This is a genomic window from Vibrio genomosp. F10 str. ZF-129 (assembly GCF_000287055.2).
Classification (GTDB): domain Bacteria; phylum Pseudomonadota; class Gammaproteobacteria; order Enterobacterales; family Vibrionaceae; genus Vibrio.
In genome coordinates, this window is the sequence record NZ_AJYQ02000127.1 from 19,651 (window position 1) to 33,919 (window position 14,269).

Consider the following 14,269-nt stretch of genomic DNA (forward strand, 5'->3'; position numbering starts at 1 on the left):
GGTTCATCAAAAAAAAAGAAGTGAAGTTTATCATGTTGTTGGCTAAAGCGAGTATCGGACGTAAGTTACTTTTTGCCTTTTCTGCAATGGCAATGATACTGCTACTCTCGGCGCTTGTCGGGGTATTGGGTTTTTCGTATGTGGCTAACACGGAACGCAACGTCGTTAACAGAACCATCCCGTCTATGATTGAGGCGCGGAAAGTGTCTGAACTCAGTGCTCGAATCATCACTTCTGTCCAAACGCTATCGAACGCTCAATCGGAACAACAGCACAAACAAGCGGGACAAGTCTTGTTTGGTCAATTGGAAACGCTGCTCTTTCATATTACTCAACTGGGTTCCGACGCTTTCGACTCTGCACTACTGGATACGCTTGCTCATGATGTTCAAGTAATTATTGATTCGTTGGCAAACCTCGGTTTAGCCGTTGAACAAAAGCTTCAATACTCTAACCAGATTAACGAACAAGTGGTTGCCATGCGCAAGTTGGCTTCTGAACTTGAACAACTTGCGCGTACTCAAGTATTTAATACCAGTACCGTGGCTGTTGCCAATGTGACGCATATTTACGATCTTTTGGATAAGAACGAACCCAGTCTGGTGTATCAAGCCCTCGATGATTTAGTCGAAATTGATTTGGATTTATCAGAACGTTTACACGAATTTCATTTATTGGCGTTTAAGGCGCTTAATCAGATAGAAGAGATCCAGTCTATTACCGATATTGCTCGAATAGAGCTCATCAACCAAGAATTTGCCCATAACGTGTCTATTATGCAAAGACGAGCAAGAGTGGTTGAGGATCCAACCCGATCTCGGCAGATGGCACATTTATTAGAAGGGCTGAAAGAGAAAAGTCAGGTTTTTGAACTGCTGAAATCACGTCACCAAACACAGCAATTACTCCAGCAATTGATGCAAGAAAATATGCTTGAAATGGCGACGCTCAATAACACGGTGAACCAGCTTGTCGATGATTCAAACGCCTCGACTACCGCAGCAGTCGCGAACGTAAAATCAACATTGAACACCGCACAGTGGACGCTGACTCTACTGGCACTTATCGGTTTCATTATCGCTGTCTTGATTGTGTGGCGAGTTGTCTATATTCAGGTGGTTAAACGCCTAGATGAATATTCCTCAGCCTTGCTTTCGATTGCCAATGGCCAATTGCATGTTCAGGTAGAAGTGTCTGGTCATGATGAACTTGCCGATATGGGGCGAGCAATCGTCACCGCAAGAGATACCGCTCAGGCATTACAAAAAGCGGCGGTCAGAGAGTCTGTTGCCAAACAAGCGCTGCAAGATCATAAAGAGCATTTGGAAGAGTTGGTGTCAGAAAGAACCGAGCAACTACAAGAATCTAATAACAAACTCAATGTAGCGGTTGCGGACCATGCAAAAGCTAGAGAATCGGCAGAGCAAGCCAATCGGGCTAAATCAGCGTTCTTGGCTACCATGAGCCATGAAATCAGAACGCCGATGAATGGGGTTCTGGGTACCGTCCAGTTGCTTCAGGACACACGGTTAAATGATCGACAGAATCACTACGTCGAAGTGATCAATCGAAGTGGTAAAACCTTGTTAGCCATTTTGAATGACATTTTAGATTACTCAAAAATTGAAGCGGGCCATTTGGACATTCGCCCAGTCACATTTAATTTGCACGATGTTGTTCGCGACAGTTACCAATTATTTATGGGCAAAGCGAATGAGAAATCGTTGGATTTAAACCAGTGTATTGAAAGTGATATTCAGCCTTTATGGCAAGGCGATGCCACTCGTATTAGCCAAGTTCTTAACAATTTGATTGGTAACGCTATTAAGTTTACCGACAGTGGGTATGTGGATATCTATATTCATATGACGCAGGAAGATGATCGTAGCGGGCATATCGTCTTTGAAGTGAGTGATTCGGGAGTAGGGATAGCCAGTGGTGATATGCAAGGGCTGTTTGATGCATTTACTCAGGCGAAAAAACACGACGCCTCACTAGGTGGTACAGGGTTGGGTTTAGCGATCAGCCACCGATTAATTGAGGCAATGAACGGCACGTTAAGCGTAACCTCAGAGCAGGGGAAAGGCAGTTGTTTTCAGTTTGAACTGCCTTTGTCGAAAAGTGATGAACAACAAATTAGCCGCCATACGGAACCGACCTTGTATAGCGGCAACCAAGGGAATGAACAAAATAACGCTCTGCGCCCATTACGAGTGTTATTGATTGAAGATAACCCGGTCAATAGCATGATAGCGGAAGGTTTTCTAAACAGTATGGGGCATCAAGTTGTTGTCGCAGAAACCGGTTCAAAAGCAAGAACGTTATATTCAAAAACAAGAGCGCCATATTTAGAACCGTGCTTGAGTGATCAGAAAACCAAAGAAAAAAACGCTATTCCCCGTTCTTTTGATGTCTTGTTGATTGATATTAACCTCCCGGATTGCTCTGGGGTTGATCTTTTAGCGGAATTCAAAGCGATCGGTAGTGACACCCCAATGATTGCGGTTTCCGCGCATGTTTTCAAAGAAGAAGTTGAGCGCTATTTAGACGCTGGCTTTGATGGGTATCTACCCAAACCACTGGAACGAGATTCCCTTAGAGCGCTGCTTGGGGCCCTTTTTCTCGATGAAGCCGTTGTTAATGAAACCGTTCTTTATGGATCAGACCTTGATGAATCGGTCCTTGATCAAAGGGTCCTTGATCCAGTTGTGTCAGTTCAAGAAGACCCTGTTCAAACGATTGGAAAAAAAGAAATGATAAATACACAAATAGTGGCTAGCGATATTGAGGTTCTGGGCATTGAGAGTGTGACTAAGATAGTGGCATTATTTGACCAGGGGAGTGCAGAAGCACTCAGTAGTTTAGAAAACGCGATGAATGCACGCAGCCAGAGTGAAGTGAAATCCATTGTTCATAAGTTGAAGGGTTCAGCCTCTAGTTTAGGGTTAGATGCCTTGTACCAACTGTGCGTTGATATTGAAAAGAGCGTGGATCCGTTGGCGACTTACTCAAGTACTGAAGCTGAACTTGAACGGGTGATTCATCAATCGAAACAGGCGCTTGAAGACTTACTTACTCAGACAAGCGCTTAGGAGAACACAGAGTTCAAACGCTGAATGAGTAAGTAATTTGAAGGAAGGAATTAACGATCCCAGTAGGTTTCTTCTAAGCTATCTTCTCGCTCTGGAAGCGATCGTGATAGACGAGGCGAGTGTTGTGTTAACACCTCATAACTGACACGGTTCGCGTATTTACAAATTTGTGATAGTGAAGAGTAAGTTAAATACGGGTGGTCGTGTTTTGCTGAATTCGGGACATTCGACTCGTGGTAACTGTTGGCAGCCATGTCATGTAGCAAAGCTGACAAGGCACCATCTCCAGCACCATTGGTATTTTTAATCTCTAGCGGCCCACCAAGATACGGCCCAATATGAGAGTAAATTTTCACAGGGTTCGTGCAATCTGATTTTCGCATCGCTCGGCTAAATTCGAATTCATTAAATTCGGGGATGTTTCCTGGCAATAACGCAAGCTCTGTTACACGTTTAGCGGAATCATCAACGTATCCCGCCATATACAAGCCGATAGGTCCTGCCGTACAAAGCACGAGATCAACCCATTGAAGCGCCTTATCAGCAGCGAGTAGAGGATCCTTTTCACCGGTTAGAGCTTCGCCTTCTTCTTCGTTCATCGCAATAATCGTGACATTTTCTTTAATGTACTCTTGCCACCATTTTTCTGCACCTTCAATCACATACTTAGTCCCTAGGGTAAGAACAACCGGTATGTTTTTCTTTTTCGCTATTTCAATGGATCGAGCCACCGCTTGAGGCATAGGATCTTCGGGTTTGCCACGCATTAGGTAAGAAGAAACAACAAGCGCAGACGCTTTGTCGAAAACATCCTCAGGAATACTGTCAGGGCGCAGTTTGTTCATGTGCCCTTCGTTAATCGCAAAGGTACGTTCACCATCTTCGGTAATCAGCGTATAACAACGACCAATAGGACCGTCGACCATTTGCAGATGATTCAAGTTCATGCGTGAAGAGGTGCGGCAAAGGTAGCGGTACGCATAAGAACCGACTTCAATGTTTTTCGACATAACACCAAGCAATACTGATTTACTGTCGGCAAGAACCGAGTAGTTGTGAAGCGTATTACCGATGGTATCACCAGGGTATTGGTGCGTGATGAGTTCTTTCTCAACCAGTTCTTGATACAGCTCATCGGCTTTACTTTCTTCCAAAACCAATGAATGCCCTTTACTGAGTTCATACTTTTCTAAGAATTCAGTATCGACTCTTGCTTCGATATCAACGATCGTTTGACCAACACCAACAATGATTGGTCGGTGCAGCTTTGGCGTCTGTTGAATTTGATTGACCAAAGGATCTCTAGCATGAGTGGGGAAGTAGTGCTTTGACTTGCGTTGTCCGGGAAATTTCATGGGAAAAGAACGGTTGAGGATTTTGTTGAATTATATCACATAATAAAACTATCGTTACATAGAATTACACGAATTAAGAGAGGCTCATTGGATAACCATCCCATGAGCCTGAGCAAACTCTAATTAGTCAGACAAGCTTGAAGTTACATATAAAGCTAATGCTACTTAGTTAGTTTTCGCATCACCTACATAGCTGTTATAGGCTTTTGTTCCCCATAAAGGCACTGTCGATAAACTGTGTTTGAAGCTGCCCTCGGTTTCTTTGGTCGTATACGACAAATAAAGCAGAGTTTGGTTTTCAACGTCGAAGATGCGTCTCACTTTCATTGTTTTAAAGAAAATGCTTTTAGACTGTTTAAACACAACTTCACCGGATTTACTCTTATCAATCGTCGCCAGCATTTCTGGGGTGATATCACCGGTTTGACGACAAGATATGGAACTGTCACTCGGATCAGAGAGACTTAAGTTCGCTTCCACAGAGGCGATGTGGCAGGTGACGCCAGGGATTTTATCGTCATCTAAGTTGGAGATCTTAATGTCTTTTAGGGTGAAGATTCCTAAACTGACGTCGCCAACTTCGTTGCGGTCACAGCCTGTAAGCATGAGTGCAAGCGCTGAAATCAGTGCTATTTTTTTGATCATTAAAGTAAGCTCTTGTAAAAAAGAAGACAGCGATCAGTGTATAAGAGTTAGACAGTTTAGGTAAACCTGTTTAGCTATCTAATTGGAAGAGAGAGCGTCTGTCACGCATTTTCGTAGCGTGAATTTTAGGCCCAATAAACCATTCCCGAACGTGAGATGATAATAACGCTTGTAGGGTTTAGCGAGTGTCGCTATTCTCGATGGACTGTTCTCGCTCGGAAAAAAACATGACTATCAGATCGTTACCTATTGCTGACACTAAAAACCAGTGGTTATCTCAGCACATTGATGTGAAATTTCCGACCAAAGAAAGCGTATCGGGCTGTGCGTTATATCAGCGTTCTCTAGAGGGGCGAACTTACCAGATTTGGCAGTCGGCCCCAAGCAATGATGACAATGCTTTTGAGTCACAAGAGATATATCTTGTGGATTTTCATCGCTTAACGGTCATGTTTTCGATTTTGCAATCACAACAATGGTCAGATAAAAAAGAACAGGCCGAAGTATTGGAATTCTTAACCCAAATTATCCTATCTCCCCCTTGTGATCTCTACGTTGCTTTCAACGATGGGATACCCGCAGCAGCGGCAATAGTGACCCAAACAGACGATACTATTTTGATCTCTGATATTGTGGTTGCTGGTGAGCAAGTTAATCACAATCTTGCCCTGTCGTTCGCTTCACAGCTTGTTAACCATATGTATTACGCGGAGATTGACACTAAAACGATTTACATCGAGAAAAAGTGAAATGTGAGCTTTCAAAAGAGTGACTAAGCCTTAACTTTCTATTATTCAACGACACGATATGAGCTTTGTGTTACCTAGCTCCTTTTTTAGTAGACCACTTTTAATATGATGGAGTGAATCTAACTCGAGAGGTTAACCGATGGCTCAAAGTATTAAATGCGTTATTTTTGATTGTGATGGGACTTTAATTGATAGCGAACGATTGTGTTGCCAAGCGTTAGTCAACGTTTTTGCACGGTTTAACATTGCGCTTTCGCTTGAGGAAGCGCTTAGTCAGCATGAAGGAGGCAAGTTGGCCGATGTATTGTCAACGGCCTGTGAACATCTAGGTGTCACCATCTCTCTTGATACATTGGAGCCACTCTATCGAACCGAATTGAAAATTCTTTTTGAAAAAGACCTTAGGCCGATGAAAGGGGCCAAAGACTTGCTTGATTATTTAAGTAATACAGGGATTGAGTACTGCGTGGTTTCGAATGGGCCTTTAGAAAAGATCCAATACTCCCTCGATTTAACTCGCCTTCTTCCGTATTTCAAGGGGAAAATGTTTTCGGCATTTGATGCGAATAGCTGGAAACCAGATCCAGATTTAATTTGTTACGCAGCAATGAACATGGGGTATTCTCTTTCAGAATGTATCTACGTCGATGATACGCCAAAAGGAATAGAAGCGGGCGTGAGTGCAGGCGTTAAAACGTTTCTACTCGGCAATGCTCATAATCAGAACCCCCAAGTAGAAACATTTTCAGAATTACCATCGATTAAAACTTGGCTTAATTAACAGCATAACCGACCGGGTGTATGATTTTACTGTTTAATGAAGCGGTTGGCAGTATGAGTGTCGCTTGTATTGTAGATAGATGCTCAAGGTGAGAGCCGCAATGGGCGCAAAGTAATGTTTCGTTGTCCTCTGATATTAGAAAGTCGTCGCTTGCACATAGTGGGCAGCATGTAGGTACATTTTTTATCTTATTATTATTTTTCATATAGTATCTCGGCAGCGTTATACACCTTGATTTAGGTGCATGAATCTATCTTAGCCTACATCTCACTTTGTTAAATATCGGCGTCGTTTTGCATACAAACTTTGAGAAGCAATTCATATATTTGTTACTTTTCAGCAAACCTTTTAACAGAGGGTGCCGATTTGGTGTGGTTGACAATGTGTATTTTTGCCGCAGGGCTCATGTCGTTGTTGGCAAAATTTATGAATAACTCGACAAATATGCTGCAGTGCTTTTCAATTAAGAGAAGACTTCCCAAGTAGTTACTCTATGACAGAACAAAATGAACTGACAGCCTGCTTTCAAACTTACATGGAAAACCCACTGGTTTGGCCAATATTGGAGGTGTTGAAAAAACAGCCCTCGGGTTGGAAAGTCCATACTTTAGCGGCCCATATTACCGAGCTAGGGTTTGTCCCTATTCTTGATGCACAGCCAGAAAAAGACCTATTCAAGCGTAATTTTTTGATTATGAATGCGCTCTATCAACTTCAGGAAACCTTGTACCCTGATAGTTGGTTGCAGGTTCAAGCCATGGACATTGCACTGTTGTCGAATTCCAATGCGGCCCAACACGCCATAGATACGAGCGACCCGTTACGAGACTATTACACACAGTGGATAAACTACGAAGCAGAAGAGGGCGAAGTTAAGCGGCTACTGAATGAATTTTGGTCGCGCTATCGTCAATTTGTAGGCAGTAAAAACAGTCAGGATATGGACAGAGCAAGAGCGTTAACTCTGTTTGAATTGCACCCCGATGCCAGTTCAGCTCAAATTCGTAAAACTTGGCGAAAGCTTGCTCTCAAGTGGCACCCGGATAGAGACAATGGAAACGCGGAGCGGTTTAGAGTGTTGTGTGAAGCTTGGAATATCCTTCGGCACTAAATGTCAGTAAAGCGGTTTTAAAGTAAAAAAGATGGAGAGCAATCCCCATCTTTTTGCATTTTGACCTAAGCGTTGAATGTTAAGCTTAGATACGGTTCTTGGAAACTGAGCTTAGACATCGAGATCAGAGCCGGTTTAATGGTTTGGCTTGAATTGCGATTTTCTCATGCGGTTAAGGGCCGCCATTACATCAAGAACACGAGGCTTTGCAAGATCCCCATGATTGGGCATATTAACGTGCCAATCATCGTTCAATAACGCACGGATTGAGTTAGCTGGCGTTGCGCACCACCCTGGTGTTTGAGCAAACTGAAACCATGTCCAACCGATAGCGTTAAGCTCAGAATTCGACTCAAGTTGCTCTAGAGCCGAAATATCGGTGATCTCCTTACCAAAGCGAAGAGTGTCTGTCCCTTTTGCGGAAACACGGAACTTTCCATCAACGAGCAAAGTTTGAAGGGCAGCGCAATGGAGCGAACGAGGCTTATAGTTTTCAAGTGGCGTTTCACACTCATTCGTTCTTTCTGTTGGGTGCTGCAAAATGACTTGCTTTGCTTTCTCTGTGACATCAACCGGTTGGTAGTCATGCATTTGAATCACAGTGTCAGCAACATCCAAATAATCGCCAGAACCACCCATAACAACAATGGTCGAAATATCAAGAGAATCACGCAATTGACCAATGCGATCAACGAGAGGTGTAATCGGCTCTTGCCCTTTTGATACTAATGCCTGCATGCGTTCATCACGTATCATAAAGTTAGTCGCAGAGGTGTCTTCATCGATCAATAATGCTCTAGCACCCGCTTCAATCGATTCTTGTAACCAAGCCGCTTGAGACGTTGAGCCCGACGCATCTTGAGTTGTAAACTCTGCGGTATCTTTACCCATTGGCAAGTGATTGATGTAGTTAGAAAGGTTGAGGTTATGAACACAACGTCCATCTTCTGCACGGATCTTCATAGCTTCAGGATCGGTCACAATGCCTTCACGGCCATCCCCTGGAATATGGTTGTAAATTGAACGTTCTATGGCGTTAAGCAGTGTTGATTTACCATGGAAACCGCCACCAACAATAAGCGTAATACCTCTTGGAATACCCATGCCAACGATATCGCCTTGGTTTGGCGTTGTCAGCGTTACCGTTAACGCGTCGGGCGCAATAAATTTCACCGCATCTTTCATTGGCAAATCGCAGTTACCTGCAATACGTGGAAGAATACTGCCATTGGCAATAAATGCGGTTAAATTATTTTTCGCAAGTTGAGCGCGCATCGCGGCTTGATCTTCAACGACCTGACAATGTTGGACCATTTTGTCTTTAGCCAGCTCTCGATCGAGTGTGCATTTACGAATGAATTTAGGCAGATAAAACGTGATGATGTTAAGTGCTTTCTTGGCTAATATGCTTCGACCGTCGGCAGGTAAATTGATGCGAAAGCGAATTTCGATACCTTCATCGGTAAAAACCACGGCGGTATTATCGAGCACGGTTTGGCCAGAGTGGGCGATGCTGACGTTGTTGTCTTGTTTCGCGAACTCAGCAAAACTGCGCGCAATGAAATCTCGAGCGGCAATTTGGTAATCAGTCGATTGTTCTTTTAACCATTCTAAGCCGGTTAATGACCATGCGCGTGTGGCACGGAATCGAGAGGCAGAGGCGTACGGATCAGCTTGGACATGGTCAATGTGTAACACAAAGTCACCGAAGTCGTATTGGCCTTTAATCTGCTGATACGCTCGATAATTTTGCTTTTCTAGTTTTTTAAGGACAGCGGTAAGTTGGTCCATATCCAATTTGCTCACATATAAAGATAAAGGCGGCGATTATAGAAACCACCGCCTAGAGAGTAAAGACAATTCAGTACATTAATGCGGTACCGCTATTTGCCCATTATCTTGTTGATTCTGGCTCAGTAAACCAAGTTCAAATTCATCACAGGGCATTGGCCTTGCGTATAGGTAACCTTGCCCAAATTCACACCCTTCACTAATAATGAACGCTTCTTGCGCGAGAGTTTCTATCCCTTCAGTTGTCACGCGTAACTTGAGCTTTTTCGCGACGCTAATAATGGAACGAACAATGGCACGATCTTCCTCACTATTTTCGAGTTGCTGTATAAAGCTTTTGTCTATTTTTATACAATCAAAAGGATATTTCTTGAGGTATTGGAATGAGGCGTACCCCGTGCCAAAATCATCAAGCGACAGGGTCACTCCAAGTTCATGAAGAGCCATTAGGGTGTTGCTCGCTTTGACCTCATCACCGATGAGTCCACTTTCTGTCACTTCAAGCTCTAAGTAGCGAGCGGGTAGTTGATAGGCATCAAGCAGGTCTTTTACTTGTTGTGAAAAGTTAACGCTTTGAAGTTGAATGGCCGAAATATTGATCGCAACTGTAAAGTCACTCACATGATTCGCCCATTGCGCCGCTTTTTCTATCGCTGAACGAAGCACAAAGTTTCCGACCTCAAAAATAAGCCCATTTTGTTCTGCGATGTGGATGAGTCGTTCATTGGATATGTCGCCCAATATTGGGTGACGCCACCGCAGCAAAGCTTCCGCACCTGTCCAACGGTGAGTCGTTGGGCAGACCTTTGGTTGGAAATAGAGTAGTAAATCATCGCTTCTTACGGCTTGTAAAAGATAGCTTTCTAGCTGATTCATATGACTGTGATTGTCAGAGAAAGCCTGCGAATAAAAACTGAATTGATGCCCTGAGTCCTTGCACGATAACATGGCCTCGGCGGCATATTTGAGTAGATCAGCACTTTGATTGGTATCACTTGACGTCGCAATACCAATATAGGCATGAAGGTGGACACTTTCTTGTTCAATCACAAATTCTGAATGCCCAACATCGACCAAAGTTTGGCAAAGTCTTTCCAGCGTAACCGCCAATTCTTTTGATTTTACAATAAGAACTAAGTCGGTCGAGGTCGGTCGAGCGGTGATAAGTTTGAGCGTTTGAATATTGGCACTCAAACGGTAGCGATAGTGCGTTAAAATCCTATCCCACTCTTTATAGCCATACTTCGACTGTAAGCGTCGGCCATTAGTAAAACCAATGTGCACTACCGCCAGTTCTTTTTTCTTTTCCGCTGCGGTAGTCAGTTGGTTTGGCAACTCTTTTTCCAACGCTTTACGATTGAGGAATCCCGTACCAATATCGTGTAGTTTTTGATATTGAACTTGTTCTTCCGCTGCGCGTCTTTTATCGATTTCTTGGTTGAGCGAATAGTTCAAGCTTGCGAGGTCTTGAGTCCGGCTGTTTACCCGGTTCTGTAATTCATTGTTGAGTCGTTGAAGTTTTTCGTGTTGGTAGAGCGTTTTTAGCTGCGCTTCAACGGAGATACGAAAGCTATCGAGTAGGCGACGATAGGTTGGTGTAAATGGGTTTTCTTTTTCATCGAGGATACAAATGGTGCCAAATTGTTCACCAGTTGGCCAATGGAGAGGCAAACCACAATAGGAAATCATGCCAAGTTCAATGTCTGGGTTATCTTTCCACTCTGGATTTGTATTCGCATTCGGAACCAATAATTCAGCATCTCGGTTCATGACAGTTTCACAATACAGCCCTTGCCCTAGAAATTCTTGGTCTCCGACATTATAGGGGTTAGCCACATTGTTATTTTTGCAGCATACTTCAATGGTTGCTTTTTTGACTCGCATGATCAACGCAGCAGGAACCACAACAATTTCTGAAAGTAGGTTAAGAGTGCTCTGCCAACCTGCAAACATTGCGTCCGGAATTATCAGTTGCTGAGCATCGATCTTTGACATCTCTATTGCTCCATTTTTATCAAAGTCTTCTGTTGCATCCAATGCGTCGAGACCGAATAGTTGTTTACCCAATGCAATCCAACTTCTTAATTATAAGAGCCTTTTGTTAATGTAACAAAAAAAAAGCCCCAGAAAATTAGCGGGGCTTTGCTTATTATCGCCTATCTCAGATCTGAGACCCTTTATTTTTTAGTCACTTGTAGTTACAAATGACTCAATATCAATCGGAGCAGTGTAATCAATTTTCTCAAAATTAAAACCGTTTAATTTTAGAAAATCAGACTTAAAGCCTTGATAATCGCCAATCTGCCTAAAGTTATCGCGTGTCATTTTTTCTAGTATGCGGGAAACATCGTGCTGAACTTGGGCATTCAGCTCCCAATCATCCATTCTCAATAGTCGTTCGCCATCAAGAGGAATGCGCTGTTCGCCGTATAGTTTGTCGCAAAAGAGACGCTGCATTTGTTCAATGCACCCTTCATGAAGATCGCGCTCTTTCATTACTTTGTACAAGGCTATCATGTACGGTGTTAAGCCTGGGATAAATACACTGGCTTTAGTCACCAGCGCCTTGCATACCGTCGCATAAGCACCGCCGGAGAAGTTGGCAAGTTTCAAATTGAGTGAATGACTGGTCTGATGTAAGTCGATTTTGGCTCGCCCTAAAGTACCATCAAGATACAATGGGTGCGTAACCTCTGGGCCAATGTAGGAAAAGGCGATGGTTTTGCACCCTTGGGCAATCGACTCGGCATTAATTAGGGTATCAATCCAGCTTTCCCAATCTTCGCCGCCCATGACTTTTATGGTGTCTTCGGCTTCTTGCTCCGTCGCCGGTGGCAAGGTCACATCAGACCATTCGTCTGTCTCAAGGCTAATGAGAGAGCTGTTAATACTTTTACCAATGGGCTTAATCGCAGAGCGCCACAACTCTCCGGTGTCAGGATTTGGCCTGGCTCCTGTTGCTAGACTGTATATGACAAGATCGACTTCGCCTTCAAAGTAAGTTTCAATGGCTTCAATGACTCGGGTGCGAGTTTCAGCAGAAAAAGCATCGCCTTCAATGTTGATGGCGACTCTTCCGGCCCGTTCAGCGTGGTGTTTGAAATAGTAGTTATTATACCAGCCTGCTGTTGCGCCACCTTTTGCCGTTGGACCGCGCTCTAACGAGACACCAATGGTATCGGATTCAGATGCGCCAAATGAAAGAGCAATCCTGGATGCAAGCCCAAACCCCGAAGATGAGCCGATAATGAGCACACGTTTCGGTCCTTGTTGAATGGGCTTCGCCGTTTTTACAAATTCAATTTGATCGAGCACGGCTTGTTCACAACCAAGCGGATGAGCAGAACGAGCGACCATGCCTTGAATAATGGGTTTAATAATCATTTTTAGCGCCTTTTAAAACAAATTGACTCTCACTAGCAGCAAGTCACTAAAATAGCGCAGCTGAAAGAGGTTTTAATTGAGCTAAACCATTAAAATTAAAGATGTACCGATATTTTTTCAGCGACAAACTCTGCAATCCATGGCTGAGCAACCGGTTTAGGGTGTAGGCCGTCTTCCATCATCCACTCTGGTTTGATAACGACTTGCTCTAAAAAGAAAGGGAGTAATGGTATGTTTTCTTGCTCGGCTAGGTTTGGGTAAATTTGAAAAAATGCATCGCTATAGCGCTTCCCATAATTGGGTGGAATGCGGATTTGCATTAATATTGGCTGAGCCCCTGCATCTTTTGTGATCTTTATGAGTTCAGTCAACGTATTAGAGATCAAATTGGGTGGAAACCCGCGCAAGCCATCATTAGCACCAAGTTCGATGAGAACATAGTTAGGTTGATGCTCTTCAAGCAATAAAGGTAGGCGTGATAGGCCATTACCCGTAGTATCACCTGATACGCTTCCATTAACGATTTCAATGGTTTTATTATGGTTAGCCAACGCATTACCCAGTAGTGAAGGCCAAGCCTGCTCAATTGGCATGTTATATCCAGCGCTTAAGCTGTCGCCGAGAACGAGTAGCGTTTTACTGTGTGCAATGCTAGAACAGAGAACAAGAAGAATTAAGGAAAATAGCCGAATCATGCAAACATCCATTATTAGTACAAAGTCAGTATCAAAGGTTATCTCAAATAACCGTGAGTCTCTTACCATCCTTAACGATATTGATATGGATGTCAAAGAAGGGGAAAGCATTGCGATCGTAGGCACATCCGGTGCGGGTAAATCAACTTTGATGACGCTCTTAGCCGGACTCGACACTCCTACAAGCGGCTCGATTGAACTGCTTGGGAAATCGATCAGTCAAATGAGTGATGACGAACGAGCATCATTGAGAGCCAATGACATCGGTTTTGTATTTCAAAGCTTTTTGTTGGTGCCTACGCTGTCAGCGATAGACAACGTCACTTTGCCTTGTCTTTTAAATGGAAGCTCAGTAGACAAAGAAAGGGCTAAAATGTTGCTTGGCCAAGTAGGGCTGACCAATCGCATGGAGCATTTACCTTCTCAGCTATCAGGTGGCGAGCAGCAACGCGTCGCACTGGCACGGGCATTCATGATTAATCCTAAAATTTTATTTGCAGATGAACCGACGGGCAACCTGGATCAGAAAACGGCGGCAACAGTGATTGATTTGCTTTTTGATATGAATAAGCAACATGGCACGACGCTTATTCTTGTGACACACGATCTTTCTTTGGCTGAACAGTGCGATCGAACCATTTACGTTCAGTCTGGCTCTATCCAGCC

10 protein-coding genes and 1 pseudogene are annotated in these 14,269 nt (G+C 43.7%); 5 read left to right on the forward strand and 6 right to left on the reverse strand.

Annotated features, from left to right (window positions below):
• Positions 1-32: 32 nt before the first annotated feature.
• On the forward strand, positions 33-3,092 hold the full coding sequence (gene torS, locus A1QO_RS16780) for a TMAO reductase system sensor histidine kinase/response regulator TorS (RefSeq protein WP_017039649.1): 3,060 nt from the start codon (positions 33-35) through the stop codon (positions 3,090-3,092).
• A gap of 50 nt (positions 3,093-3,142) precedes the next feature.
• Here torS and A1QO_RS16785 read toward each other — a convergent pair whose 3' ends face one another.
• The gene (locus tag A1QO_RS16785) at positions 3,143-4,447 is read right to left on the reverse strand and encodes an inosine/guanosine kinase (protein ID WP_026026649.1); all 1,305 of its coding nucleotides are present in this window, start codon (positions 4,445-4,447) and stop codon (positions 3,143-3,145) included.
• A 165-nt stretch (positions 4,448-4,612) separates the two neighbouring features.
• A complete protein-coding gene (locus tag A1QO_RS16790; protein ID WP_017033692.1) occupies positions 4,613-5,092 on the reverse strand; it encodes a CreA family protein in 480 nt (159 codons plus the stop codon).
• 227 nt (positions 5,093-5,319) lie between these two features.
• On the opposite strand from A1QO_RS16790, the gene A1QO_RS16795 reads away from it, so the two are divergent.
• The 3 genes from A1QO_RS16795 (at position 5,320) to A1QO_RS16805 (ending at position 7,733) form a co-directional block, all read left to right on the forward strand.
• Positions 5,320-5,841, forward strand: coding sequence for a hypothetical protein (locus A1QO_RS16795; protein WP_017039647.1), 522 nt, complete (start codon positions 5,320-5,322; stop codon positions 5,839-5,841).
• A gap of 139 nt (positions 5,842-5,980) precedes the next feature.
• On the forward strand, positions 5,981-6,622 hold the full coding sequence (locus A1QO_RS16800) for an HAD-IA family hydrolase (protein WP_017033690.1): 642 nt from the start codon (positions 5,981-5,983) through the stop codon (positions 6,620-6,622).
• A 493-nt stretch (positions 6,623-7,115) separates the two neighbouring features.
• Positions 7,116-7,733 (forward strand): DNA-J related domain-containing protein, encoded by a 618-nt coding sequence (locus tag A1QO_RS16805; RefSeq protein WP_017033689.1) that lies wholly within the window; start codon positions 7,116-7,118, stop codon positions 7,731-7,733.
• A 135-nt stretch (positions 7,734-7,868) separates the two neighbouring features.
• On the opposite strand, the gene A1QO_RS16810 is transcribed toward A1QO_RS16805, so the two are convergent.
• The 4 genes from A1QO_RS16810 to tesA all read right to left on the reverse strand — a co-directional run bounded on the left by A1QO_RS16810 (position 7,869) and on the right by tesA (position 13,603).
• Positions 7,869-9,524 carry an ABC-ATPase domain-containing protein gene (locus A1QO_RS16810; protein WP_017039646.1) on the reverse strand — a complete coding sequence of 552 codons (1,656 nt, stop codon included), beginning with the start codon at positions 9,522-9,524 and terminating at the stop codon, positions 7,869-7,871.
• A 78-nt stretch (positions 9,525-9,602) separates the two neighbouring features.
• Positions 9,603-11,519 (reverse strand): bifunctional diguanylate cyclase/phosphodiesterase, encoded by a 1,917-nt coding sequence (locus tag A1QO_RS16815; protein WP_026026865.1) that lies wholly within the window; start codon positions 11,517-11,519, stop codon positions 9,603-9,605.
• A gap of 189 nt (positions 11,520-11,708) precedes the next feature.
• Positions 11,709-12,908, reverse strand: a complete 1,200-nt coding sequence (gene fabV, locus A1QO_RS16820; RefSeq protein ID WP_017039644.1) for an enoyl-ACP reductase FabV — start codon at positions 12,906-12,908, stop codon at positions 11,709-11,711.
• A 95-nt stretch (positions 12,909-13,003) separates the two neighbouring features.
• The gene (gene tesA, locus A1QO_RS16825; RefSeq protein WP_017033685.1) at positions 13,004-13,603 is read right to left on the reverse strand and encodes a multifunctional acyl-CoA thioesterase I/protease I/lysophospholipase L1; all 600 of its coding nucleotides are present in this window, start codon (positions 13,601-13,603) and stop codon (positions 13,004-13,006) included.
• Here tesA and A1QO_RS16830 point away from each other — a divergent pair.
• Positions 13,602-14,267, forward strand: a pseudogene (locus tag A1QO_RS16830) (ABC transporter ATP-binding protein); the annotation flags it as partial. The gene tesA and the pseudogene A1QO_RS16830 sit on opposite strands and share 2 nt — an antisense overlap.
• Positions 14,268-14,269 lie beyond the last annotated feature (2 nt).

Bases quoted from the DNA above. Each gene is read 5' to 3' on its own strand.
- A1QO_RS16790 (WP_017033692.1), bottom strand. From the start codon at position 5,092: ATGATCAAAAAAATAGCACTGATTTCAGCGCTTGCACTCATGCTTACA.
- tesA (WP_017033685.1), bottom strand. From the start codon at position 13,603: ATGATTCGGCTATTTTCCTTAATTCTTCTTGTTCTCTGTTCTAGCATT.
- A1QO_RS16810 (WP_017039646.1), bottom strand. From the start codon at position 9,524: ATGGACCAACTTACCGCTGTCCTTAAAAAACTAGAAAAGCAAAATTAT.
- A1QO_RS16805 (WP_017033689.1), top strand. From the start codon at position 7,116: ATGACAGAACAAAATGAACTGACAGCCTGCTTTCAAACTTACATGGAA.
- fabV (WP_017039644.1), bottom strand. From the start codon at position 12,908: ATGATTATTAAACCCATTATTCAAGGCATGGTCGCTCGTTCTGCTCAT.
- A1QO_RS16800 (WP_017033690.1), top strand. From the start codon at position 5,981: ATGGCTCAAAGTATTAAATGCGTTATTTTTGATTGTGATGGGACTTTA.
- A1QO_RS16785 (WP_026026649.1), bottom strand. From the start codon at position 4,447: ATGAAATTTCCCGGACAACGCAAGTCAAAGCACTACTTCCCCACTCAT.
- A1QO_RS16815 (WP_026026865.1), bottom strand. From the start codon at position 11,519: ATGTCAAAGATCGATGCTCAGCAACTGATAATTCCGGACGCAATGTTT.
- torS (WP_017039649.1), top strand. From the start codon at position 33: ATGTTGTTGGCTAAAGCGAGTATCGGACGTAAGTTACTTTTTGCCTTT.
- A1QO_RS16795 (WP_017039647.1), top strand. From the start codon at position 5,320: ATGACTATCAGATCGTTACCTATTGCTGACACTAAAAACCAGTGGTTA.